Consider the following 24,172-nt stretch of genomic DNA (forward strand, 5'->3'; position numbering starts at 1 on the left):
CTCAAACTAACTAAAAAGATTTTAACATCAGAGCAATATCAATTCCTTTTAAACTTTAATGGCAAACATGTAGACGTAACAGTGTCCGTCACACCAGAAAATCTGGTGAAAATAAGGGATCATATCAATGAAATAATATTTAAATTTGCAGAATGAAAAATCAAATTCGGTCATCCGGAAAAAATATGATCGAATTTGATTGACAAATATTATTTTGTGAGTTAACTTATAGTTAAATATAAAAAATAAGTATATGGAGGTTAATTGGGAAAGCGATGCTCCTTGATGAAAAACTGAATAAATTAAAAGAAGCATATGATACACTACTCGCACACAAAAACAAAGGAGAAATGCGCAGAGTTGTAGGTTTGTTTCATTCCATAATTGATTATGCGTATGAAGGTATGTACATAGCTGAGATTCAAATCGACCAAGAAGGGGAGACCGATGATTAGAACAAAAAGCTTTTTAAACAATACAATTTCATTAACCGATTTTAGTAAAACAAGTTTAGTTAAAAGAATTATAGAAAAAGAGAAGATGGGTTATGTGTGTACTCATCCAATAAAGGAAAAATACTTTGAATTTGTTGCTGCCGGATCTGATAAGAAGGGAAGCAAATACAAAAGGGAATACATAGGGTACACAAAATTCTTCATCAAGATGGCACTTAATAAAAATGAAATATAAGTATTTGAAGTGTAAGTTTTATTCAGACTTAAATTGTGGGAGGGAATAACGTGAAGCTAGAAAAAATGTTTGAAATACAAAAGACGCTTGATGATCGGATCATCAAAGAAAAGGGGCTTGAGGGGCAGGACTTGCTGCCGAATCTCATCCTTGCTCTACAGGTGGAGCTGGCCGAGTGTGCGAATGAATGGCGCGGCTTTAAGCATTGGAGCAATGACCGGGAGCCAAGAACAAAACATCCGTTAGAAGTTTCACCTAATGGGGCTTTCAGAAGGGGCGGGAACCCTCTACTTGAGGAATACGTGGACTGCCTGCATTTTATCTTGAGTATTGGGAACAAAATCGGAGTTAAAGAGTATGTTCCGTTTAAATACATAATGCTTACCAATGATATTACTGGTTTATTCAATTCGATTTTCAAACTGATTGGTCAATGGGATAGATTATTTTTATTCATAGATCACGACCCGTACCATATTGTGTTGTACCAATTCTTGCAATTGGGAGAAGTTCTAGGCTTCACACCGGAACAGATCGAAGCGGCTTACATGGAGAAAAACGCCGTCAATCATCAGCGGCAACAGGAGGGGTATTGATGAACCACACTGACAACCCGATCACTTCAGACATCCAAACAATTGAAGGGGGAAGAACAATGAAATTCTATGAAATCCATGATCCATATTACGCGCTCCTCAAAGCGACAGACAAGGCGGAAGCTGAGAAAATTTACATTCAGGAAGTCGCTTATACGGACGATTACGACAATTTTCAAGATGAAGAAATCAATGAGGTAAGCCGTGATTATGCCCTTAGCGAATACAAAAGAGTGATGAAAAAAGAAGGCGAAACCGATCATCATCTGATTATGGAAACGTTCAATGTTCCGGCGAGTGAAATGCTTCTTTGGGATGGTTCACTAACATGACAAAGACAAATATCACAATCAAAACAAGCGATAAGGTTGAGGTCACACGGGCGCAGGCGTGGGCGATTGAAAGAGCACATCATCATTATTTAGAAATTGCAAAAAAAGCAGATCGGGAAGAAGTTATAAAAATGTGTGGAGATTGCACCCCTGTGGAATATGCAAGGCTTCTATTATTGAGGACGCATTTCGCCGTTAAAATAGGCGATTTAGAACCTTGGTTCGGTTTATATGGGCCACTCAACAGCATGTCCGCTGATGAATTGAATATGGCCCTTTTAAATGGCTATGTCATGAAGGAGGGCGCGGAATGATTGGAGTCATAGTATTCCTGCTCCTGTTTTGGGGGTTTATAGTCTGGTGGAGAAATTATTGAGGAGGGCGTGGCGTGAACCAAAATAACAAGGTACTTACAAGCTTTATCTATTATACGAGTCTGCACAAACTAGCAGAATCAAAAGGATTTAAAATCCTCCCACAGAAAGACCATTTAGAGATTTTTGCGCCATTCTATGGGAGTGAGCAAGGCGTCAAAATTAAAACAGATGAAGATTTAGCTGAAGTTATTCAAGACATCCTTCAGTATAAAATTTAAGCCAATAAAAGATGCATTTTAAACAAATAAAAATCAGAAAGGTTGATAGAATTTGAGAACATTAGTGTTATTAAGAGGCTGCCCCGGAGTGGGGAAATCAACTTGGATCAAAGAAAATGGACTTGAGCAATACACACTTTCTGCGGACAACATTAGGCTATTGTTTCAGTCACCAGTATTAAACAAAAGTGGAAAATATGAAATCTCTCCAAAACATGATAACAAGGTGTGGGATTTATTAATGAAATTGCTTGAAGACAGGATGGATCGAGGTGAATTCACAATTATCGATGCAACTCATTCAAAGCAAAGTATGATTTCAAGATATAAGCCATTAGCTCAAAAATATAGATACCGTGTATATGTAGTTGATTTTTCTGATGTTGATGTTCGGAGAATCTTAAAAAGAAATAAAATGAGGGCTGAACATAAGCATGTTCCTGAAAGCAGTATTCTAAACATTTATGAAAGAATGACAACAGAAAAAGTGCCATCTTGGGTAACCGTTCTAAAGCCGGATGAGTTTGAAAACACGATGACTTATAAGCCGAGATGCTTTGACGATTATAAAAAGATACATATTTTCGGAGATGTTCATGGGTGCAATACTGTGCTTCAAGAGTACCTAAACGGTGATTTAAATGAAAATGAACTATACATCTTTGTAGGAGATCTTATTGACAGAGGTATTGAAAATGCACAGCTGTTAGAATTCATGATCAAAATTAAAGATAATAAAAATGTGATTATTCTGGAAGGAAATCACGATAGGTATATCAATATGTATGGGAATGATGAAGAAACACCTAGCAACACATTTAACAACAAAACTAAGCCAGAAATCGAACAATCCAACATTGATAAAAAAGACATTAGGCAGTTGGCCAGGAAGTTTCATCAGTTAGTTTACTTTACATATAAAAACACTACATACATTGTAACCCATGGAGGAGTTTCAACCGTACCTGAAAATCTTTTAATGACTGCAACAACACAATTCATCAATGGAGTTGGAGATTATTCAGACGATATTGATTATGAATTTGCAAAAAATACTGCTGGCCAAAATGTTGTACAGATTCATGGACATAGAAACATGTACCGTTTACCTGTGTTAGCAGCAGAAAGATCTTATAACCTGGAAGGGCAAGTGGAAAGAGGAGGTCATCTTAGAGTCGTTACACTGTCTGAGAACGGAATTGAAACGCATGAAGTGAAGAATAAAGTCTTTAAACAAATTTCAAGTGATGTGCAGAGTAACAGTGTAACTGTTGGAACAATTGATGATTTGGTTTCTCACTTACGTAATCATGAATATGTCCAAGAGAACAAGATGCCAAACAATATCTCATCATTTAATTTTACAAAGCAAGCATTTAGAAAGAAAAAGTGGGATGAAACAAATATTAAGGCAAGAGGTTTGTTTATTAACACTGAGAGCAATGAAATTGTAAGCAGAAGCTATGATAAATTTTTCAACATTGGAGAACGATCTGAAACAAGAATGCATCATCTCGTAGATACGATGAAATTTCCAGTAACAGTCTTCGATAAGGCAAATGGATATTTAGGAACTGTAGGGTATGACTCTTTGTCAGATCAGTTGGTATTCACTTCTAAATCCTTTACGTCACAAATATCAAATGAACATGCGAAATGGGTCGAAGAACTGTTTTTCAAATCTTTTAATGAAAATCAAGTGTCTTTTATCAAAACTTACCTGAAGCTTAACAATGTTTCATTCGTTTTTGAAGTAATACTTCCAGAAAAAGACCCGCATATCGTTGAATACGACAAAGATAAACTGGTGCTTTTAGATATTGTTAAAAGGCAGGTTGCGTATACAAAACTTCCTTATTGGGAATTGAAAGCTGTAGCCGAGCATCTAAACATTGAGTGCAAAAAACAAGTTGCAGAGTTTAGTAACTGGACAGATTTCTATAGATGGTATCTGGACGTGTCACAAGATTTTTCAATTGAGGAAGAGGGTTATGTAATTGAAGATGCTGCCGGCTTCATGACAAAACTTAAGCTCCCTTACTATAACTTTTGGAAACAAATGAGGGGATTAAAGCATAAGATCAGCAACAAACATGAGCATATGGTTAACACAGGAAGCCTTTATACTCCTTTACACAATAGATTCTTTGCGTGGGCTAAGACAAAGGACAGAGGGTATTTAAAATCAACCTCCATTATCAAATTGAGAAACGATTTTGAAAAAGAAACTGTGGCCCAGGAGACAAGGTGAATTAGATTAAAAGTAAAATTTTAAAGAGAATCGGAGGATGGAAGATGGAGAATAATGTTTTATACGGAGTTTACAGTACTAGATCACGAAAGTTTTGCTTTGGAATTGAGGAGCCTTCAAAAACAAAAGCAAGAAAAGAGCTATTCAATCGAATTGGTACAGATGCATACAAATGGCGTTTTGAAATAAGAAAAATTACAAGAAAGTAGATGGAAAAATGAAATTTGCACCAATGGATAAAGTTAAATTTAAAACAGCTAGTCATCTCAACAAACTTCGAACTTTAAAAAAAAGAGTTCCTGAATTAGACGATCCTTTACTCGGCGAATGCTGGGAATTTGAAGAAGATGGGTTAAAACAATTTGATTGGGAGGAGAATTACGAATTTGTCGCTAGACCCAAACATTTTAATTGGGATTAAAAATAGGATCTAATAAGATTTTAATGAAAAGGAGCTGTTATAAAGTGAAAGATATCCGAGTTGTTTATGACAGAAACAAAACTTTAGAAGCGGTCGTAGTCCAGTTTGGGGACTATATGTGTGAGCTAACGGATTCACAAGTGATTGATGAAGAAACTAAAGAATTCGACGTACTTAATGATGAATATCAAGGAATTTGGAAATATGAAAAAGGGCAACACTGCGAAGTCGAAATTTATGATGGGGTAGACAAGTGGGTTTGTCAAGCATTATTAAACTGAATAAAAAGTAAAATGTTCTTCAGATGATATAAAGGAGGGGAAATAAAGATGACGGAATCACAATTAAGGGAAGAAAATGAAAATTTGAAAAGGCAAGTAGATCATATGAAAGATGTCTATAAAGAAAATATGTATCTTCATATGGCAGTAAGACAAGGAGAACAGTTAAAGGCTAACCTACAAGCTTATTTGCGACAAGATGACCGAGTATATAGTCCTCATTTCATTACACCAAAACAAAAACAATATATCGTGACTCTGTTCAAAAAACATGGCTTGTCTCCACTCAGTAAAGCAAAACGAAAAATAGTTAGGCGATTTAATGGGGGCGGTCTGATTTCAGAGCACGAAGCACATCAAGTTATACAAATGTATGAAAGAAAGTAATAGTTAATCTTGACTCGGCTGTTTCAACTGAACCAAGAAGTAAAGAGATTTTTAATTGGAGCTACAGAATTACAATAAAAAGACTGTTTTATATAGAAAGGGGATGAACTACTTAATGGATGGAAATCTTGCTATGGCTGATTACATAGTTTGGGAAACCGAGCTAGGAAATAACATTGGAATGGATATTGTTACATATATGGAGCAGCATGGTGTGTCTAGGGGCGAAGCCGAAAAGGCTATTCTACCTTTGTATGAAGAAGAATTAAAAGCGTTGGAAAATAAATCACACTAAAAGGATTATTTCAATGAAATGAGGTGGGAATTTGAGTGAGAACTATAAAGATCCGAGACAAGTTGCGCTTGAGCTTGTAAAGAAAGCAAGTGATCAGATTCGCTATACCAATGATGATGAATTTACATTTGAAGTGGTTGATAAATTGGAGGAAATTGAGGATATGCTTAAGAAAGATATTGATAAAGAAAAGAAGAATTCATTGAAAAATTAGTTGAAAGGATGTCGTTAGCATAGGATACATCAAATACATAATTGATACAGCCTGGTTTAACTTAGTTTGGTTTAAGTGGCATCTTGGAGCGGATATAAGCATATTTGATGGCTGCGGATGGAATACATATAAACTTTTAAAGAATAAAAATAAAATAATTGGAGGTTATTCGGGTGATAAAGAGGAATCTGCTTAGTAACCATGTTGATGAGATTATTGGTGAATATTACGCTGGCAAAGGATATTCAGTCCATAGCATTGAACACCAGGAAAATGGACAATTGATTGTTGTTACGGAACGAATAGCAGAGGAGAAGCAACCGGTAAAAGTTGATATCGCATTTGATTTCATACATAGAAGACCACATAAGAAGAAGTATTTAGCTTAAAAAAGGCAAAGAGTCAAAGCTCTTTATCATTAGGTGTTTTCCTTAACCGATTCGCAATGTACTTCATTACGTTTACTGCAATCGACACTAATGCAATAATCAATGCTATTTCAAATAAGAGAATGTATCCAAAATTCACATTAAGCTTTTCAAAGTAATCGCTGGTAATAGAGAGGATTTTATAAATCCCTAGCATAAAAATAATAAAGGAAACTCCTAAAATTACAAGTGACTTTTTAGAATAATCTTTAGCGTGTTCAAAATTATAAATCATTATTGATACAAATAACAAACCCGTAGCAATCCTGTGGGATAACGAATCATCGGCCGAAAATGATTGCACTACTATGCTGATGATTAACCCAGTAATACCGATTGTTTTATTCAAGGAATCACCCACTCTTACGTAAGTTAGGTATGAGTTTACCAATTAAAGGGGATTTTCTCAAGATGATACACATTAAAGTTAAATTAAAATCGTGATTTTAAACAGAAAGAGGAGGCTCAATGAAATGAGTAAAAATAATGAATTGTGGATGGTATTTGAACATGAGCTTGGTCTTATTGGGGTTTATGATGATGAAGACGAAGCAAATTTAGCATATGAGCGGACTAAAGATAATCTAAATGAGGACACCCAGATCAATGGAAATGAAATTTATGGCGACGAAAGGGTAATCTTAGCCAAGGTTAAGAAGAATTATTATTCGTTCAATACTGAAGAGTTTGAAATGAAAGAAAATGATAATGAGAATAAATCAAACGCCACATTATGGGATTTCAAAGAAGATATATACGAATAATCACAAGTTGGAGGATGCTCAATTTGGAATGTGAAAAAATTATAGTTGATGCTAATTTGAAGCGTTTCAGCTTAAATTACAAAAATCAAAAAATTATAGTTGATGCTAATTTGAAGCGTTTCAGCTTAAATTACAAAAATCATTGGAAGCAGGCAGTTGGTCACGAAGTATTTGTCGGTGGATATAGTTTTTGTGTGACACCATTAGATGATACCTTAAAGGTTTCAGAGATAACGACAGGTGCATTAGTTATGGACTTACCAATACCTAAAATGGACATAACTAAAAATGAGTCTATGAAAATATTAGAGCAAATAGGGAAACAGTTACTTGAAAAATTGATGAAATCGAAAAATTTATCAATGGCATTTAAACAAATGCGACAAAAATCATACGCCTTGTTAGGATCAACTCCGCCACCACAGCCATTTAACTTTGAGGGTGATGGAGTTGTGCAATATTTCAAATAAAAGATAGTTTTTATTTTAATAACTTAGGAGGATAGTTAAATGAACAAAATTGATGAGTTTCGAGGCAAATATTATTTTTTGAGTAACTTTTATAATTCACCAGTTACATACGAAGGTATCACATATCAGAACAATGAAGCAGCATTCCAAGCTATGAAAGTCACGACTGACGAAATTAGAAAACAATTCGCAGACCTCCCACCAAATCTTGCTAAGAGAAAAGGACGTAACGTTCAGTTACGGAATGATTGGGAAGAAGTTAAAGAACAATATATGTATGAAATTGTCCTAGCTAAATTTAAACAAAACAGAGACCTTAAAAAACGTTTGCTCGCAACAGGAACGTCTGAATTAATTGAAGGAAATACATGGGGAGATGTTATTTGGGGCATGTGTAAAGGCCAAGGTGAAAATAAACTTGGAAAGATTCTGATGCGGATTCGAAATGAATTAAAAAGCGAAAGGGAGGCGGAATAAATGACGAAATCTAACGTAAACATCCACGTACTGGCTGACGAAACACTAGGCGGTATCAAGCGGGAATACATCGAGGTCGATCGGAAGGCGGAGGTTGGCGAAAGAATAATTATTGTTAAGGCGGACTGTCAATCCGAATATAGAAACGGTGATATGGCGTTTGTCAGTCGATTCGTAAAAGACGACTCAAGACTCGGTTATTATGTGGAATCTATACTCGCAAATGGGCAATCGATCGCCTTATATGATCGCGAATACCACGTACTCGAACCGACCAGCATTGTCCACATTGACGGTGAGCGCTATAAAATGGTCGACCGAAAGGCAAAAGTAGGCGAGAAGATTATCATTGTTAGGCCTGACGGAGTAATAGGGGACGATTATGATACAGGGAGAGTTGGAACGGTAAAATCACGCCATTCTGCTGGAGACGTAAGCGTAGAAACTATTGGGTTGGTGTTTGGCGATGAATACCGTGTCCTCGTCCCACTAGATAAACATGAGAAGACCCTTGAAAATAAAAATAGTGTATACAAAGAAGTCAAAAACTACATACATAATGAATTAGGTATTTCAAGGCAAGACGCACAAGAAATGATTAGTATTGCGGTTTCTAATGAAGTTCAGAAGATGTCTGAGTCAGGAAAACTGGATAGAATTGCGGGAGAGAAGATTGAATCACTTATTGAAGAAGGTTTTGAAAACGGAGGTCAGCTACTACATGGATTTAAAGAAAGGGTGTCACAAACAGTTTCCGATGAAGTAGGTAAACGAATTGCGAACGTATTGAATATTAATGTGGAATTAAAGGAGGAAGGTAATTGAGAGTTCGAATTACAAAAGGAAGCAGCTGGTATGAAAAATTTGTTGGCAATGCTTATGAATTAATAAATGTAGATACTTCAAGCTCCTGTTTTATTGTAAAGACATGGAGGGAGACAAACACTGATATTATACTTGATCCGTTGCCTGTGCGCTTTGAAGATTCTGAGGTAGTTGAAGAAGGGGTGAGCGAGAAAAAAGAAGTTAGTTTTTTAAAGAATAAGCATCGCTTATTTTGTTATTACTATCTCACCGGACACAGTGCAACGCAGTCTGCCATTAAAGCAGGTTATTCAGAGAAGAGCGCACATGTAACGGGACATCGTTTAGGGAAGCAACCCCAAATAGCTAAAGTAATAAATAAAGTAAAGCTTGATTTACACAATTTCATTGCTGAAAAATTGGATATCGGTTCTTGCTTTGAAGATGAATCATTGATTTTAGAAAGAGATTATTTAGTTCAGGCTATGGACGAGCTAATTGAGGCTACAGAAGAACCAGTTATAGATATGTTTAAAGTAGAATCACTAATTTAAAGATCAAAATAAAATAGTTATTTTACATTGTTTGATCAAAGCTGAAAATCCAAAAGAAAAGGGGTATGAAAAATGAAAGAATTATTTAATTGGCAGAGAATAATGTTTTCTCCTAGGGTGTTATTAAATCACTCGAAATATAAGAATAGTCATACGAAAGTCATTGAGGATGGTTGGCGCTTTGATTGTCATATAGGGAAATATTATAAGTGGATTGAGATGGAATAGAACTAACTTAAAGTGTTAATGTAATGGATTTTGAATTTTGGTAAGAAAGTAGCATTAAGGAATTATGTAACGGAGAGATTAGACTCTCCAGGATTCAAAGGAAGGTATGCGGAGTTTACCATGCTTAGTCTTAAATCTGTGCTTAACTTTACATAAGATCGGTTCTACAAATACATATTCATCAGATTCAGACTTTACTTGTTTCATAGAGTGGAACTTACTTCGTTCTGCGTTTGGCATGAATTCCATAAATCCAGCTGCCGTACCATTAGGATAAGACAGAAGAAATTTTATATCCTCTTTGGTGTAGCCAGTGATAAGGACATCTGTGTAATCATAGTTAATCACTTTCAGCCAGTTATGGGAACGTTTATTGATTTCATAAGGGGAGTTAGCTTTCTTTAGTACGATTCCTTCAAGATGCTTTTCTTTGGCCAGATTAAAATAAGCTAATCCGTTTCCTTGCAGGCATTCAATAACAAATACATTATCGTGGTCAAGGTTTAGGTCTGAAAGCATACTCTTACGTTCAGTGAGTGGCTTAGTAGCGATTGAATGTCCATCAATATAAACTACATCGAATACACAGTAAACCACCTTATGGGCTGATTTCTTAGACATAAAGCGTTCCATTACAGCCTCGAAATCAGGAGCACCGCCTGGGGCAGCAACAATGATTTCACCGTCTAAAACAGTTCCATTGGGTATATCGAGATCCAAGAGTTCTGGGAACTTACTTGTTACCTCATTGTTGTGACGAGTATAAAGCTTTATCTGATCATTAAACTTGGAGAGAATCAGTCTAATTCCATCAAATTTCAGCTCGGAAATATAACTATCGTCATCAAATGGTTCTTTAATTGAATGTAATAACATTGGCGATACAAACAAAATATCACCTCCTACTTAGAACATAATAGCTAAGCGAAGGTGATATATAAAGCAAAATGACTGTGGTACTTAATGGGATTCAATGAGCTCAGGTGAATTGTTTTTTGGTGAGTTAACTAAGGATGAAACTTGATAAGCTTCCATGTCATCAGATTCATACGGCAGCAGTAAGCTTTGAAGATAATCAGGATCGGTGTTTTTGGGGTTAAGCCATTCCTTTTTGTTCTCATCAGTAAGGATAACTGGCATCCGATCATGGATGTCTTCCATAAGCTCATTGGGCTTTGTCGTGATGATTGTACAGGTGTATAACGGATTGCCTTCTGGCGTATTCCACCTTTCATATAAGCCGGCAAATGCAAAGAGATTGGATGATTTAAGCTTAATCCGCATAGGAATCTTAGTCTTCGGATCGAGGCGTTTCCATTCATAAAAACTGTCCGCAGGGATGATGCAGCGTTTGCTGACAAGCGGTTTTCTGAAGCTAGGTTTCTCGGCTAATGTTTCAGCTCGAGCATTGATCATCTTGTATCCGATCTTTTCATCCTTAGCCCAAGGAGGAATAAGACCCCATCTCAGCTTACCCAGACGGTTGTTTGATCCATCATTAATGATTGTCAGGATGTTCTGTGAAGGAGCTACATTATAACTTGGATGGTATTCGTCTTCAGACAAAAATTGATCTATATTGAACTGTTCGATGATGTCGTCAAACTCAGAAAATAAAGTGAACCTGCCACACATGTTCATCATCCTTTAGGGTTTTTGAATATTGTACAGGCTTAATGCACGAAAATCAAAAGGAGGAATGTGATGCAGCAGCAAACAGTTGAGGTTAAAGAAGTTGAAGTGTTGATCAGAGGGATATGGACAAAGAAGAAGTTCACGGATATCCAAAAGGGGCAAACTTTTAAGATTGTGGAGAATGGAAAAGCAACAAAATATATAGCAAGAACAGACCCTTATTGGGATGACATGTATGAGACTTACCTAATTGATTTATTAGATAAAAATAAAATAAGTGTACGAGAATTAGCGAGAACAGATAGCATCGATGTAGATAAAAAACAGAGATTTTATAAAGATAAAAATAAAATTAAAAAAGGGGAATTTTGATGAGTTATCAATTTGAAAAGAATAAACTGTATGCATATTTAGGTGAAGAGTTAGTTGAAGCACTTAAAAGGAATGAAGCTATTATTGCAGGTGGGGCAATTACAAGTCTATTTAATAATAAAGAGATAAATGATGTGGATATCTATTTTAGAAGTGATAAAAAAGCATGTTCATTCTTAGAAGAGTGTTGGAATAGCAATGTCTATGTAACGTCACACACTAAAAAAGCCACGCTGTTCATCAAAAAAGGACTAAAGCTACAAATGATCCACTTTAAATTTTTCTCTGATGCTGAGTCAATTTTTAATACATTTGATTTTACAGTCTGCATGGGAGCTTTTGATTTTAAGACCGAAGCTTTTACTCTACATGAAGATTTTTTGAAACATAACTCGCAGAGAATTTTAAAGTTTAATAGCCATACTGCTTTTCCAATTGTCTCATTGTTAAGAGTGCAAAAATACACAGATAAAGAATACACAATTTCTAAGCCAGAATTCATTCGTATTGTGCTAACATGCATGGACTTAACCATTAATACATATGAAGAATTGAAAGATCAAATGGGAGGTATGTATGGGATAAACTATGACAAATTGTTCGAAGACGAAAAAGAAGAAGATTTTAACCTACGAGAAGCTGTAGACAAAATTGCTGACATGGTTTTAGACGAAGACTACTTTAAAGAGCCGGTTAATTTAGAGTTTAATGACTTAGACGATCTTTTAAATGACATTAATAAGAGCCCAGTTATGACGTTGAAGATTAATGGTGATCAGTACAGAATTGGTCTTGACGGGTTTCTAAAAGAATCTGTATCAGCGCCATGTACTGAAATTAAATTAGACGCAAAGGATTTCTTTGATAAAACTAATTTTTATAAATTTGTAAGAAAACAGGACGGGAAATTGACGAGTTTTTATGACAAAAGCTTTGAGTATCTGATTGGAGAAGTGGCTAAAGCGAAAGGAACATTGAATGATTGGTCGAACAGCGGAAGGTTATATTTTAATGAAAAGGCAGCGATTGAACAATCAACTTACTACGGAAAGGAAGACGGAGTGCTTATTGAGGTAAAAATTAAGGATAAAGATTTTGTGGATGCGGAAAATGGTAGGGTTGATGCCACATCATGTCACGTTATTAGAGAAGTTCCAAGAGAAGAATGGAAACAATACATAAGCGCAATTAAATCTAAATAAAAATACAAATTGAAAATGGAGGCGGAAGAATGAGAGAGATTAAGTTTCGGGCTTGGGACGATGTCAAAGACAGAATGCTTTATTTAGGCGAAGAAGATGACATTGTTTTTGATTTTGGTGGAAGCGGTATTGTTGCTACAGACATTACAGAAGACGAACCTAATTTTAAAACGTTGCACCATCTAATTTATTTGCAATATACCGGATTAAAGGATAAGAACGGTCTTGAGATTTACGAGGGGGATATTTTAAAAAGAACAGTCACGGTTGTCATGTACGGTTCAGGCAAACCACCTGAAGATATTGATGAATACTTGGAAGTTGAGTATCGAGAAGATTATGCGGGCTTCTATATCGGAGAAAGGCCACTGTTTGCTTATGTGGACAATACTCGTGATATCGATACTGGCTGCAGATGCACCAAAGCAGAAGTCATTGGAAACATTTACGAAGATCCTGAGCTTTTGGAGTCTAAATAAAAACGATATTTTACAGAAAGAGGAGGAGTGAAAATGTTTACCTGCTTCTGCAACGAATGTAAAAAAGTAATCGAAAAAGATGAAGTTGATTATGAGGTTGATTTGGTAGAAGTGCCTTGGGAAGGAGATTGGGAACACGTGCATCTAGAATGCGGTAGTACTGTGTCTTGGGTTTAACGTGTATGTCTTTATTTAAGGGGGTGATAACGATGTGATCGATCTATATGATTTGAGTTTTAAGAATAAAACAAAAATAAAAAGGAGTGGTTATTGATTGTTGAGGATTAAAAACAGAATAGAGGAACTGTTAAAAAAGATTAAAAGAGTAGAGAAGGGCAACTTTGGCGGGTCACACCTTCTCCACCTGACACTTCGCAAGGTTACGAAGCTATTAAAGTATATCACAGAAAAGAAGTCTTTTCCAGTATTGGTGACAGCTTTGGTTTCGTTCATGAATCCAATCAGTATCTTAGCAGCGGACAAGTATCGGAACTTTGAAGAGCTTAAAGCGAATGAATCACCGTTCAATTTTGCCATATTTTCAAAAGAGCAAGACACTGATGTATTAATTCTAGCTCCACATGGAGGTGGCATAGAAGGGGGAACAAGCGAGCTTGCAAAGGAATTAAGCGAAACATACTCTACATATCTTTTTGAAGCTTTAAAGACACCAGGAGCATTTGATTTGCATTTAACCAGTACAAATTTCGATGAACCACAAGCACTTGAAATGTTGAAGGGACATGAGTTCACATTGTCACTTCATGGCTATGCAAGTAATGAGGAACATGTTTTAGTTGGCGGCACAGATCGGGATAAAGCTGAAGCGATAACAAGCACATTAAATAATGCCGGATACTCTGCAGAGCTTCTTGATGAGGGGACGAAGTTATCCGGTAGCAGTCCAAATAATGTTGCCAATAAAAATAAATCAGGAAAGAGCATTCAACTGGAATTGAGCACTGGACTGCGCAAATCAATGTTTAACACCTTTTCTCTAAAAGGACGCTCAGACACAAGAAACGAGAACTTTTATAACTTTATTGATACTCTGTCAGGGTTTCTCAATGAAAATGTTGAAGGGAAGGGTTTGACAACATGAACATGCAGCAGCCCTTATACTATTTTGTTGATGCTCTGGATTGGGGAATTGATGATAAAGGGTCAAATGCAATTGAAACAACAGAAGGATTAAACCGAGCTTTAGAATACGCAAGCTCAAAATCATTTTATAAAGTACATATTCCAAAAGGTATCTATTTGATCGATGCTGTGAATACGACAAAGCGGTTACCTGAATTCGGTGGAGGTATCAACGTTCCTTCGAATATTGAGCTAATACTTCATCCAGAGGCTATATTTAAAGTGCAGCCAAATGATTATCAAGGTTACTCCTGTTTTTATATCGGCCAAGCAAGTAATGTTACGATTCGTGGCGGTCAAATTATTGGTGACCGATATGAACATGATTATTCAAAAATCACCTCAATTAAGAAGACGCATGAATGGGGCTATGGTATTCATATTCATGGCAGCAGTAATGTGTTAATTGAAAATGTACAAGTCTCTGACTGTATTGGAGATAACATTTGGATAGCAGCTGATGGAATGATGAATACTTCAGGAACATATACGCCTTCAAAGAATGTGACCGTTAGAAAGTGTACGCTTTTAAGAGGGCGAAGAAATAACCTAGCTACCAATGGTTGTGAAGGTCTTCTTGTCGATGACTGTGATATAGAAGAAGCTGGAGGAGATACAATTGGGCCACAATTAGGGATTGATTTAGAGGGCTTTGGAGAAAACGGAATTAAATACGATCACCCGTATAAATTAACTGTGCGAAACTGCAGGTTTAAAAACAATGGACGTGGATCCGTTACAGCGCACACAAGCGGCAAGGTAATTATTGAAGGAAACTACAGTGACCATGTTATTTCCTATGGATATAGCACGGATGTCAGTATCAAAAATAACAAGATCATCAATGAAAATGAAATTAAGACATATGGGATTGACTCGGTAGGCGTTTCAAGTACGGAGTCGGGAAACAGAGTTCAAATTGATGGCAATACGATAAGTGGCTTTGAAGTGGGTATTTGTGTAAGAGGAAAGGGTGGTGCAGTATCAAATAACACTTTTGAAAATATAAAAGCATGTCCTATTACAACACATCAAGCAGAGGACTTTTTGATTACGGACAACAGAGTAGAAAACAGTGATTGTGTTCAAGTCCAGGTTAGAAACTCAAATGATATTAAGGTTGTGAATACCAAAGGAAAAGGAACGAGCTCATCATATGCTGCAAAGATAATGGATTCTAGCCGAATCAGTCTCATTAATAATGAGTTTGCTAATGTATGCGGTGGAATTTATTGCGAAAGGTCTCAGTCAGTTCGTTTAAAGGGAAATGACTTGTTGTTAAGTGGGAGTGGATACGGCATCTTTTGGGATAAGGACTCTTCTGTCTCGCTGCAACGAAATGAAATTCATGAGCCTAGGAACGTTGCAATTAAAGGTACTCCTGAGAAGTACAGTTGTCAGATTAGTGAGAATCAGATTTATTTCTGTAAAGCATTAATCGCTATTCAACTGACTGGTGGATCAGAGCACATGCTGAAGGATAATGAGATTATGTTTAATCGTTCAACAGACCAGGGATATGGAGTGTATTTGGAGAATACGGACAAAGTACGGCTTGTAAGAAACGATGTGCGGGGAATTGGAGGCAAGTTATTATCTCACCCTTATTGCACAGATAAAGCAAAGAATACAACGTTAATTCATAACACATATGATAGTGGAACGCTGAAGACAGCAGAAGGAGATATTGTAGTCTAAATAAAATTGTAGTTTTAACAAGAATGGGAGATGGATATATGGCCAATATTTTAAGTGAAGAACAAGATGAAGCAATCCGGTATTTCAAGAACAAGCTGAGCTTATCTGAAAAACTGTACATATCCCTAATTAATTTTAATCTGCTTAGAGATAAACACGAAGACTTTGGTAATAGACTATATGAGCTTTATAAGGCAGATCCTTATCTGTATATCAGAGCGCTTAAAGAAGGTTATATGGTGGATCAGCCAATTGAATTTAATGAAGCAATTGTGCGGTTCTATAATGGTGAAGAACTTGCTGTAATTCATAAGACCACTGGGAAGAGATACAATGTGAATATAAAAATGAAAAAGCTTCCTGATGGGTTTACGCTGCAAACAATGAACATGTGGTCTTGGAGTGAGGTTGTATAATCATCCATTTTAATTGCAGGGTTTCGATAGATATCTGAAGCCTTGCAATCCTAACAAATAAATAAAAATAAAAAATAAGTATAAAATTAATAGACAAATATAAAAAATAAGGATATAATAAAATCAAGTTAAAGGAAAGGAGGTACAGCCGTGTTATTACTCGGAATTACTGAGAAAGCTTTGGCTCAATATCGAAAGACGGTCAAAAATAATCACGCTACTTCATCGGATCAAGTGTTATTAAAGATGATTCGAAATGTCACTCTCGTTAAAGAAACACATCCTAGTCGAGTGAGGAAACGGTTATTTTACACGGAGTATGCATATGGCAATTTAATCATCAAGGTAAATAGAAAAAAGCAGGTCTTTGAAATTTTAAATAAGAAAGACCAAGAAGTTGATCAAGTGAATTGGAAATTTCCTAAAAGGAGATACATAGAGTTAAATAAAGAACTCGGGATTAAAGATTGTAAGTTTAGTAAAACTACATATTCAAAGAAAAAATGAACTTAAAAATAAAAGAAGAGGATGATGGTTTTGTTGGAAAATAAAACAGTATTACGTGAAGCATCAAATGTTGTAATTATTGAGGGAACACTGGCTGAGGTTAAACACACTGAATGGAAAAGTGGTAAAGGGCTAAATATTGAACTAGATATTGAAGTTGCACCAAATGAAGTGCATACAGTAAAAGGCTTTTCAAAGTATAAGAAAGACGACGGCACCGACAATGCTATTGCAAAAGGTTATCAAACCATTATCAGTGAATATAAGTCCATTGCAGAACATGGGAGAGATGAAGCTGACAAAGTGAGAATTACCCAAGGAAAGATTGGATTGAACGAATATTACGCCCAAGGGATTTTCAAATCATACCCACAATTAACAACTAATTTTGTAAACAGGCTAGATGCCAATGAAGAATTCAATCCAAGAGCTGAATTTGATGTTGAGCTGTTTGTAAAGAATGTAACCGAAGAGAAAGTAAAAGGTGAAGAAACGGGCAGAGTTAATTTAAATGGTTATATTCCTTTGTATGGTGGGAAAGTAATTCCTTTTGAATTTGTAGTCACAAAAGAAGGGTCTCAATACGTTGAAAATAATTATGAAAAAGGGTCTACGGTTAACGTTTTTGGAAAGATTATTAACTTTAAAGAGCAAAAAGTAACGACCAAAACAGCAGCATTTGGCGAAGACAAGAAAGAAATCACTACTAATTCGAAAAGAGAGTACCTAATTACAGGTGGCAATGATCCATATGACGAGGATAGCAAAAATGCTTTTAATGCAGATGCAATTAAAAAAGCGTTGACTGAAAGAGAGATTTACCTAGATGGGCTTAAGAATGAAAGTGGCAATGAGAATAATAAAAAGTCTGGGTTTGGCGGAAGCGCCCCTAATAACAAGCCTTCAAAGCCGGTTGAAATTTCAGATGATGACCTCCCTTTTTAATGGATAAAAATAAAATAATTTAACTGAAAATACATAACTGGGGTGGGCTTTGACTCACCCATCAAATCAAAATTAAAGGAGAGTTTAAATGACAATCGATATTTTCAACCCTCAAATTTCAGTAGTAGCACAAGGACTTGAAGGAAAAAAAATACTTATTTACGGCAGTAACAACTTAGGAAAAACATATCAAGCTTCAAGAATGGAGAAGCCTTACTTCATCGCTTTTGAAAAAGGATTGGCAGCGAGAGATGGCATTCCGTTTTACCCAATTAATCGATGGTCTGATTTTTCAAAAATTGTACGACAATTTGAGAAAAATGCAGAAAAAGCAAAAGAAATATATAAAACAATTGTAATTGATGGTGCAGATATTATGGCAAGATATTGCTCTAAATATATTTGTGATACATACGGTGTAAACAGACTAAAAGAAGGTAATAGTGGGTATGGATTGTGGTCTGAATATGAAACTGAATTATGGGAACAAATCGATAAACTAATATCACTTGATTTTACAATCGTGTTTATCACTCATGAAACTGAAGATGAAAATGGAAAGATACAGCCAAAAGGCGATAAGAGGTTGATGCCAACCATTCGTGATAACTGTGAATTCACTATTTATCTTAAGTCGAATGGAGTAGATGAGAATGGCACTGTAATTAAGTCAAGCGCATACCTTGCTGAAACTGATGAATTCTTCGCTCGATCAAAATTTGACTATGTGCCAACCTTTATTGAGGAGTTTACAGCGGAAAATCTTACAAAGGCTATTGTTGATGGGATTGTTAAACAAGGAGAAATGGAAGGCATTAAACTGGTAACTGAAGAAGAGAAAAAAGAAGTGTATTCCATTGGGGAAAATAATTATGAAACGCTTATGGCTGAGATTAAGGAAGTCGGGATTCGCCTAAATGAAAAAGGCAAACTAGAGGAATTAAATGAAATAGTTGAAAAGCACTTAGGTAAAAATGCAAAAGTAACTGAATGCACTAAGAAACAAGTTGATGTAATGTCAGTTATTTTAGATGATCTTAAAGATCTTCTTGAGGATTAAAAATGAGGGAGTCATCTCCCTCTCTTTATGAGAGGTGATTAAATGGGTAGGCAGGTAAAGTGTCCCTATTGTGAGACTAAATTAGATAAAGATTTAGCGTTACCTTATAAAAAAAGATATTACCATGAACAGTGTTTTAGCACGTGGAGACAAGAATCAGACCATCGAAATGAGTTACTTCAATACATATGCAATTTATATGGCCTTACATCGCCGACCGGTATGATGTTAAAACAGATCAAAGAATTTCAAGAGGACTATGGATATAAGCTAAAAGGAATCGAGCTTGCGCTTAAGTACTTTTATGAAACACTGGAGAATCACCCAAGAGAAGGTGACGGTATTGGAATCGTCCCTTTTGTATATGACGAGGCCAAGCGACATTACATAAAACAAAAGGCAATTCAAAAATCAGCTGAAGACCCTAAGAATCACAAAAGAGAAGAAATCACGTTAATTATAAAAAAGGGGTTGAGAAAGAAAAGGGGACTTGTTGACATCTCAACACTATAGGAAGGAGAGTCCATTTGCTACAAGACAAAAAAGCAATTATTCAGGTTTTAGGAAGCATACTCAAGGATCCCACAATCTTGTCTGAAAGCAACAAGTATAGGATTACTTCGGATGATTTCCCTTCAAGATTTCACTCAATACTGTTTTTTGCTATGAGTAACTTATTCCAGCAAGGGACGGAAGTATTGAATGAGGTTGAGATAGATGGATATCTAAAAGATTACGACATCCAATATAAGATTTTTCATGATAACAATGGCCTTGAATACATCGAAAGAATTCAAGATCTGGCTGTAGTCGAAAACTTTGATTACCACTACAAAAGACTAAAAAAGTTTAGTTTGCTCAGAGAAATGAGTGGCTTAGGTTTCGATATCAAGGAGATTTATGATGAAACTATAATTGATCCAAAAGAACAAGAAAAAATGCAGGAACAGTTTGATAAGAAATCGATTGACGAAATTCTAGCAGCTTATGAAATGAAGATTGTAGAAGTAAAAGAAAAGTTTCGAACCTCGTCCGAAAGTGTGGGAATTCAAGGTGGGGAAGGCATTGATGAATTATTAGATTCTTTTGAGGAGTCGCCAGATATTGGAGTGCCATTAAATAGCGAAATGCTTACGTCAATTTTCCGCGGATCTCGTAAGAAAAAGTTTTACATTCGCTCAAGTATTACAGGCGGAGGTAAAACAAGGAATATGGTTGCTGATGCTTGTCGATTAAGTGCAACTGAGTTGTACGACCTCAAAAAGAAGGAATGGGTTAAAAATCCTTGGAATGAAAGTTCCACGGTCATCTCAACGGAAATGATGGCAGAGGAATTGCAAAGCTTGGCACTTGCCTATATTAGTGGTGTAGAAGAGAAAAAAATACTCAGAAATACTATTAATGAGCAAGAAAAACAGCTCGTGCGCAAAGCTGCTAAAGTTCTTCAAGAGTCCAATATTTGGTTTGAGCATCTTCCAGATTTCAATATCCAGGAGATCGAGAGAACGATTGAAAAGAATGTAATTAAAAATAATGTTGAATACATTTACTTTGATTATATTCACTCATCGGTGACAATTTTTTCGGAGATGAGTAAAAAAAGCGGAGTCAACCTAAGAGAGGATCAAATCCTTTTGCTTATGTCTGATAAGTTAAAGGGCTTATGCAATAAGTACGATGTCTATATGATGAGTGCTACTCAGTTAAATGGTGAATGGAAAGAGGCATGGCAAAAAGGACAAGTTATAGATGCATCTTACCTTAGAGGAAGTAAAGCTATTGCAGATAAGACTGATGCTGCAATGATTATTCTCCCTTTAAGCAAAAAAGAGAAGGATGCTATTGATCCGATTTTAAAAGCAGGTTTTTATTCAGAGCCAAATTTTGTTACACATGTGTTTAAAAACAGGGGGAATGAGTACGACAAAGTAAAAGTCTTCTCCTATATAAATATGGGAAATATGCGCATCAAGGATTGTTTCACAACAAATCTCGATAACGAATTAATTACAGTTGAAAAATTGAATGTTAAAGCAGGATAAGGGGTGTAGCACCCTTTGAAATATGATAAGGACAGAATAAAAGAAAGTCTTACGCTTGAGGATATACATAAAATATTAAAAGAATTGGGTAGCGAAAATAATCAATGGGATCAACAAGGAAACCCAATATACAGAACCGTTTGCCATAACGCTTCTGGGGGAAGCTACAAGCTGTATTACTATCACGAAGCAAAGCAATTTCATTGCTATACAGAATGTGGAGACACATTCGATGTCTTTGAGCTTGTTATACGAGCAAAAAGTCAAAAAGGAATCAATATACCTTTCAATCAAGCCATTGAGTATGTTGCAAGGCTGGCTGGGAGAACATTTGGTTTCGGTAATAGAGAGACATTCACGAATAATGATTTAATTGATGATTGGGAATGGATGGGGAAGTTCAAAAAGAGGAAAAAGATAGATATTGAACTTCCCAGCTTCAATGAAACTGTTTTAGATGTGTTTATGCCTTATCCTCATCAAATGTGGTTGGACGAGGGAATAAGCATGCAAACATTAAATGACTTTGAAATTGGATACTATTTTAGAAGCTACACAGAAGGTATAACCATTCCACATCGAGATTTAAACAATAGATTGATTGGCATACGTAGACGATCTCTTATTAAAGAAGAAGTTGATGCCGGGTATAAATATATGCCTTTAAAAGTTGGGAACACCTTGTATAATCATCAGACCATGATGAATTTATATGGATTACATAAAACAAAAGATTCTATTGAAAGGTTTAAAAAAGCTTTAATTTTTGAATCAGAAAAGTCAGTATTAAAATGCCAGGACTTTTATGGAGAAGCAAATTTCACATGTGCAGTCTGTTCAAATAACATTTCAAATTTTCACCGAGATATCTTACTTTCTCTTGGTGTGGAAGAAGTGTTTATTGCTCTCGATAAATACCGGCCACCGAAAGACCATGAAACGGAGGAAATGTATCAACGTAAACTGCTTGAGTATCAGAAGAAAATCCTGCGGCTTGCTGCAAAATTCACACCGTATGTTCGTGTGTATGTTTTATGGGATTTCGAAACCATGTTGGATTATAAGGACAGTCCAGCTGATAAGGGGAAAGACGTTTTAGAGGAGTTGATGAGAAGGAAAATTGAAATCAATACGAACGAAGGAGGAATTTAGTGGCTTATAAGCTCATTGGTAACAATGATTATAATTTCAACCCATTATTGACAATCTTAAAAAACAGAGGGATTGAAAATCCCAAGAGCTTTATTGATGTGAATCAGAGCTCAGTCATTCATTTTTCAAAACTCAATAACATTGATAAAGCAGCTGATTGTTTAATAAAGCATTTAGAGAATAAAAATAAAATATTTGTCCAAGTGGATAGCGACGTAGATGGGTACACATCCAGTTCAATCATTATCAATTACATAAAAGCAATTTATCCGAAAGCTGATATACAATACCGGATTCATGAGAGTAAAGAGCATGGCATTTTCATTGATACAATTCCGGACGATGTTGACTTAGTTTTAATTCCGGATGCTGGATCAAGTCAATTTGAAGAACATGAGCAGCTTAAAAAGAGTGGCGTAGATGTGATTGTTATTGACCACCATGAGTGTGAAAGAGAATCTGAGCACGCTATAGTGGTCAATAATCAACTCTCAAATGAGTATTCAAACAAAACATTAACGGGTGCTGGAATGGTATATAAGCTTTGCCAGGCCATTGATTATAAGCTAGGTAAAAACAAAGTGGAACAATTTTTAGATCTTGTTTCTATTGGTAACATAGCCGATTCAGCTGATTCAAGAAATCTAGAGACCAGACACTTTATGAATGAAGGTTTGAAGAACATTAAGCACCCATTAATCAAAAAGCTGTTTAAGAAGCAAGAGTTTTCAACTAAGGGTTGCAAAAACATTCAGAATACACAGTTCTATATTAATCCATTAATTAATGCAGCTATAAGGGTCGGTAGCAGTGAAGAAAAAGATCAATTGTTGAGATCGTTTCTGTTGTCTAAAGAAAAAGTTCCATACAAAAAACGTGGACAAGATGAAATCAACCTGGTCTCAATTCACGATGACACAGCTAGGGTATTGGGAAACCTTAAAGCTAAACAGAAACGCATTGTTGATGCAGCTACTGTTGAAATTAAAAACAGAATTGAAGAAAAGAATTTGGCAGCTAATAAAGTGCTCATAGTCTATACTGAAGGGATTTTGGACAAAAGATTAACTGGACTGGTGGCAAATGTACTTGCAGACGAATATAAAAAGCCAGTTTTGCTGGCTAGAAAAAGTGATGAAGAAGGGGTATTGAGCGGGTCTATTCGAGGGTATGAGACTGGCTACATCAAAGACTTTAAAAAAGAGCTAACAGATACAGGGCTGTTTGGATTTGTTGAAGGCCATCCAAATGCAGCCGGATTTGCAATCAAGCGTGAAAACTTGATTTTGGTTAATGAAGTTCTAAATGAAAAATTTAAAGATGCAGAGACAGGTGAAGAAGTTCAAAATGTTGACTTTGAGATACCGGCTAATCAACTTAGAAAGGAATTTTTAATTAAGCTGTATAGTTATAAAGATTATTGGGGCTATAAGGTCGAAGAACCATTAGTAGCAATAACAGAACTTGAAATTGATGCTGATCAAATTGAACACATAGGGAAAAAGAACAAGACAACAGTAAAATTTAAACATGGTGATGTTGAATACATACGCTTTAAAAGCGATACAGAATACTTTGAGACACTTACTCAATCAAATGGAACTTTAACACTTAATGTTGTTGGTAAGGCAAGGGTAAATGAATATAAAGGTAGACAAACACCTCAAATTGAAATTTATGACTTGGAGGTGGTTCGCACAAAGAAAAAAGAGCTTGTGTTTTAAGGGGGATGAA

General features: G+C 35.9%; 34 protein-coding genes and 1 pseudogene. 32 read left to right on the forward strand and 3 right to left on the reverse strand.

Annotated features, from left to right (window positions below):
- Window positions 1–275: 275 nt before the first annotated feature.
- The 14 genes from NYE50_RS10150 (at window position 276) to NYE50_RS10215 (ending at window position 6,451) form a co-directional block, all read left to right on the forward strand.
- The gene (locus tag NYE50_RS10150) at window positions 276–455 is read left to right on the forward strand and encodes a hypothetical protein (RefSeq protein ID WP_139890183.1); all 180 of its coding nucleotides are present in this window, start codon (window positions 276–278) and stop codon (window positions 453–455) included.
- Window positions 448–690: a hypothetical protein gene (locus NYE50_RS10155; protein WP_102422182.1), complete on the forward strand. Its 243-nt coding sequence runs from the start codon at window positions 448–450 to the stop codon at window positions 688–690. Before NYE50_RS10150 ends, NYE50_RS10155 begins: the two co-directional genes overlap by 8 nt.
- 50 nt (window positions 691–740) lie before the next feature.
- Window positions 741–1,286: a dUTP diphosphatase gene (locus tag NYE50_RS10160; protein WP_224988234.1), complete on the forward strand. Its 546-nt coding sequence runs from the start codon at window positions 741–743 to the stop codon at window positions 1,284–1,286.
- Window positions 1,286–1,618 carry a hypothetical protein gene (locus tag NYE50_RS10165; protein WP_224988233.1) on the forward strand — a complete coding sequence of 111 codons (333 nt, stop codon included), beginning with the start codon at window positions 1,286–1,288 and terminating at the stop codon, window positions 1,616–1,618. The genes NYE50_RS10160 and NYE50_RS10165 overlap by 1 nt, the downstream gene beginning before the upstream one ends.
- Complete coding sequence (locus NYE50_RS10170; protein ID WP_129003920.1) at window positions 1,615–1,932, forward strand: hypothetical protein; 318 nt, start codon at window positions 1,615–1,617, stop codon at window positions 1,930–1,932. The genes NYE50_RS10165 and NYE50_RS10170 overlap by 4 nt, the downstream gene beginning before the upstream one ends.
- Before the next feature lie 74 nt (window positions 1,933–2,006).
- Window positions 2,007–2,213, forward strand: a complete 207-nt coding sequence (locus NYE50_RS10175; RefSeq protein ID WP_224988232.1) for a hypothetical protein — start codon at window positions 2,007–2,009, stop codon at window positions 2,211–2,213.
- A 52-nt stretch (window positions 2,214–2,265) separates the two neighbouring features.
- Window positions 2,266–4,464: an RNA ligase gene (locus tag NYE50_RS10180; protein WP_110124773.1), complete on the forward strand. Its 2,199-nt coding sequence runs from the start codon at window positions 2,266–2,268 to the stop codon at window positions 4,462–4,464.
- Between the two features lie 44 nt (window positions 4,465–4,508).
- Window positions 4,509–4,673: a hypothetical protein gene (locus tag NYE50_RS10185; protein ID WP_087961568.1), complete on the forward strand. Its 165-nt coding sequence runs from the start codon at window positions 4,509–4,511 to the stop codon at window positions 4,671–4,673.
- 8 nt (window positions 4,674–4,681) lie between these two features.
- The gene (locus tag NYE50_RS10190) at window positions 4,682–4,885 is read left to right on the forward strand and encodes a hypothetical protein (RefSeq protein ID WP_019712303.1); all 204 of its coding nucleotides are present in this window, start codon (window positions 4,682–4,684) and stop codon (window positions 4,883–4,885) included.
- Window positions 4,886–4,929: 44 nt separating this feature from the next.
- Window positions 4,930–5,166, forward strand: a complete 237-nt coding sequence (locus NYE50_RS10195) for a hypothetical protein (RefSeq protein ID WP_224988230.1) — start codon at window positions 4,930–4,932, stop codon at window positions 5,164–5,166.
- A gap of 48 nt (window positions 5,167–5,214) precedes the next feature.
- Window positions 5,215–5,553: a hypothetical protein gene (locus NYE50_RS10200; protein ID WP_069007476.1), complete on the forward strand. Its 339-nt coding sequence runs from the start codon at window positions 5,215–5,217 to the stop codon at window positions 5,551–5,553.
- Window positions 5,554–5,608: 55 nt separating this feature from the next.
- Window positions 5,609–5,848: a hypothetical protein gene (locus NYE50_RS10205; protein ID WP_224988228.1), complete on the forward strand. Its 240-nt coding sequence runs from the start codon at window positions 5,609–5,611 to the stop codon at window positions 5,846–5,848.
- Window positions 5,849–5,879: 31 nt separating this feature from the next.
- Window positions 5,880–6,062, forward strand: a complete 183-nt coding sequence (locus NYE50_RS10210; RefSeq protein WP_020954117.1) for a hypothetical protein — start codon at window positions 5,880–5,882, stop codon at window positions 6,060–6,062.
- Window positions 6,063–6,235: 173 nt separating this feature from the next.
- Complete coding sequence (locus NYE50_RS10215) at window positions 6,236–6,451, forward strand: hypothetical protein (protein ID WP_032721713.1); 216 nt, start codon at window positions 6,236–6,238, stop codon at window positions 6,449–6,451.
- A gap of 13 nt (window positions 6,452–6,464) precedes the next feature.
- Here NYE50_RS10215 and NYE50_RS10220 read toward each other — a convergent pair whose 3' ends face one another.
- A complete protein-coding gene (locus tag NYE50_RS10220) occupies window positions 6,465–6,839 on the reverse strand; it encodes a YoqO family protein (protein WP_032721714.1) in 375 nt (124 codons plus the stop codon).
- Between the two features lie 124 nt (window positions 6,840–6,963).
- Here NYE50_RS10220 and NYE50_RS10225 point away from each other — a divergent pair, with 124 nt between their 5' ends.
- Genes NYE50_RS10225 through NYE50_RS10245 form a run of 5 tightly spaced genes read left to right on the forward strand, consistent with a single transcriptional unit; the run spans window position 6,964 to window position 9,559 of the window.
- Window positions 6,964–7,254 (forward strand): hypothetical protein, encoded by a 291-nt coding sequence (locus tag NYE50_RS10225; protein ID WP_041338533.1) that lies wholly within the window; start codon window positions 6,964–6,966, stop codon window positions 7,252–7,254.
- Between the two features lie 23 nt (window positions 7,255–7,277).
- Window positions 7,278–7,724, forward strand: a complete 447-nt coding sequence (locus NYE50_RS10230) for a hypothetical protein (protein WP_224988226.1) — start codon at window positions 7,278–7,280, stop codon at window positions 7,722–7,724.
- A gap of 39 nt (window positions 7,725–7,763) precedes the next feature.
- On the forward strand, window positions 7,764–8,201 hold the full coding sequence (locus NYE50_RS10235; protein ID WP_017697060.1) for an NADAR family protein: 438 nt from the start codon (window positions 7,764–7,766) through the stop codon (window positions 8,199–8,201).
- A complete protein-coding gene (locus NYE50_RS10240) occupies window positions 8,202–9,026 on the forward strand; it encodes a hypothetical protein (protein WP_017697061.1) in 825 nt (274 codons plus the stop codon).
- Window positions 9,023–9,559, forward strand: a complete 537-nt coding sequence (locus NYE50_RS10245; RefSeq protein WP_017697062.1) for a terminase small subunit — start codon at window positions 9,023–9,025, stop codon at window positions 9,557–9,559. The genes NYE50_RS10240 and NYE50_RS10245 overlap by 4 nt, the downstream gene beginning before the upstream one ends.
- A 306-nt stretch (window positions 9,560–9,865) precedes the next feature.
- Here NYE50_RS10245 and NYE50_RS10250 read toward each other — a convergent pair whose 3' ends face one another.
- Together NYE50_RS10250 and NYE50_RS10255 are read right to left on the reverse strand one after the other, a co-directional pair.
- Complete coding sequence (locus NYE50_RS10250; protein ID WP_224988224.1) at window positions 9,866–10,678, reverse strand: ATP-dependent DNA ligase; 813 nt, start codon at window positions 10,676–10,678, stop codon at window positions 9,866–9,868.
- 69 nt (window positions 10,679–10,747) lie between these two features.
- Window positions 10,748–11,422, reverse strand: a complete 675-nt coding sequence (locus tag NYE50_RS10255) for an SOS response-associated peptidase (protein WP_224988222.1) — start codon at window positions 11,420–11,422, stop codon at window positions 10,748–10,750.
- A gap of 69 nt (window positions 11,423–11,491) precedes the next feature.
- On the opposite strand from NYE50_RS10255, the pseudogene NYE50_RS10260 reads away from it, so the two are divergent.
- From NYE50_RS10260 to recJ, 13 genes and pseudogenes are all read left to right on the forward strand, one after another.
- Window positions 11,492–11,698 (forward strand): annotated as a pseudogene (locus NYE50_RS10260) (hypothetical protein); the annotation flags it as partial.
- A gap of 95 nt (window positions 11,699–11,793) precedes the next feature.
- Window positions 11,794–12,996, forward strand: coding sequence for a hypothetical protein (locus NYE50_RS10265; protein WP_224988220.1), 1,203 nt, complete (start codon window positions 11,794–11,796; stop codon window positions 12,994–12,996).
- A 29-nt stretch (window positions 12,997–13,025) separates the two neighbouring features.
- Window positions 13,026–13,475 carry a YopX family protein gene (locus tag NYE50_RS10270; protein WP_224988218.1) on the forward strand — a complete coding sequence of 150 codons (450 nt, stop codon included), beginning with the start codon at window positions 13,026–13,028 and terminating at the stop codon, window positions 13,473–13,475.
- Window positions 13,476–13,749: 274 nt separating this feature from the next.
- Window positions 13,750–14,577, forward strand: coding sequence for a poly-gamma-glutamate hydrolase family protein (locus NYE50_RS10275; RefSeq protein WP_224988216.1), 828 nt, complete (start codon window positions 13,750–13,752; stop codon window positions 14,575–14,577).
- Window positions 14,574–16,316 carry a right-handed parallel beta-helix repeat-containing protein gene (locus tag NYE50_RS10280; protein WP_224988214.1) on the forward strand — a complete coding sequence of 581 codons (1,743 nt, stop codon included), beginning with the start codon at window positions 14,574–14,576 and terminating at the stop codon, window positions 16,314–16,316. Before NYE50_RS10275 ends, NYE50_RS10280 begins: the two co-directional genes overlap by 4 nt.
- Before the next feature lie 38 nt (window positions 16,317–16,354).
- Window positions 16,355–16,732 carry a hypothetical protein gene (locus tag NYE50_RS10285; protein WP_224988212.1) on the forward strand — a complete coding sequence of 126 codons (378 nt, stop codon included), beginning with the start codon at window positions 16,355–16,357 and terminating at the stop codon, window positions 16,730–16,732.
- A 150-nt stretch (window positions 16,733–16,882) separates the two neighbouring features.
- Window positions 16,883–17,239 (forward strand): hypothetical protein, encoded by a 357-nt coding sequence (locus NYE50_RS10290; RefSeq protein ID WP_224988211.1) that lies wholly within the window; start codon window positions 16,883–16,885, stop codon window positions 17,237–17,239.
- Window positions 17,240–17,269: 30 nt separating this feature from the next.
- Window positions 17,270–18,184 carry a hypothetical protein gene (locus NYE50_RS10295; protein WP_224988210.1) on the forward strand — a complete coding sequence of 305 codons (915 nt, stop codon included), beginning with the start codon at window positions 17,270–17,272 and terminating at the stop codon, window positions 18,182–18,184.
- Between the two features lie 88 nt (window positions 18,185–18,272).
- Window positions 18,273–19,244: an ATP-binding protein gene (locus NYE50_RS10300; RefSeq protein WP_022553130.1), complete on the forward strand. Its 972-nt coding sequence runs from the start codon at window positions 18,273–18,275 to the stop codon at window positions 19,242–19,244.
- Window positions 19,245–19,286: 42 nt separating this feature from the next.
- On the forward strand, window positions 19,287–19,757 hold the full coding sequence (locus NYE50_RS10305; protein ID WP_224988209.1) for a hypothetical protein: 471 nt from the start codon (window positions 19,287–19,289) through the stop codon (window positions 19,755–19,757).
- 14 nt (window positions 19,758–19,771) lie between these two features.
- Complete coding sequence (locus tag NYE50_RS10310; protein ID WP_224988208.1) at window positions 19,772–21,286, forward strand: replicative DNA helicase; 1,515 nt, start codon at window positions 19,772–19,774, stop codon at window positions 21,284–21,286.
- Between the two features lie 15 nt (window positions 21,287–21,301).
- Window positions 21,302–22,438, forward strand: a complete 1,137-nt coding sequence (locus tag NYE50_RS10315) for a hypothetical protein (protein ID WP_224988207.1) — start codon at window positions 21,302–21,304, stop codon at window positions 22,436–22,438.
- Window positions 22,438–24,162, forward strand: a complete 1,725-nt coding sequence (gene recJ, locus NYE50_RS10320) for a single-stranded-DNA-specific exonuclease RecJ (RefSeq protein WP_224988206.1) — start codon at window positions 22,438–22,440, stop codon at window positions 24,160–24,162. Before NYE50_RS10315 ends, recJ begins: the two co-directional genes overlap by 1 nt.
- Window positions 24,163–24,172: the final 10 nt, after the last annotated feature.

The organism is Bacillus sp. EU55 (assembly GCF_038005925.1).
Taxonomy (GTDB): domain Bacteria; phylum Bacillota; class Bacilli; order Bacillales; family Bacillaceae; genus Bacillus; species Bacillus velezensis.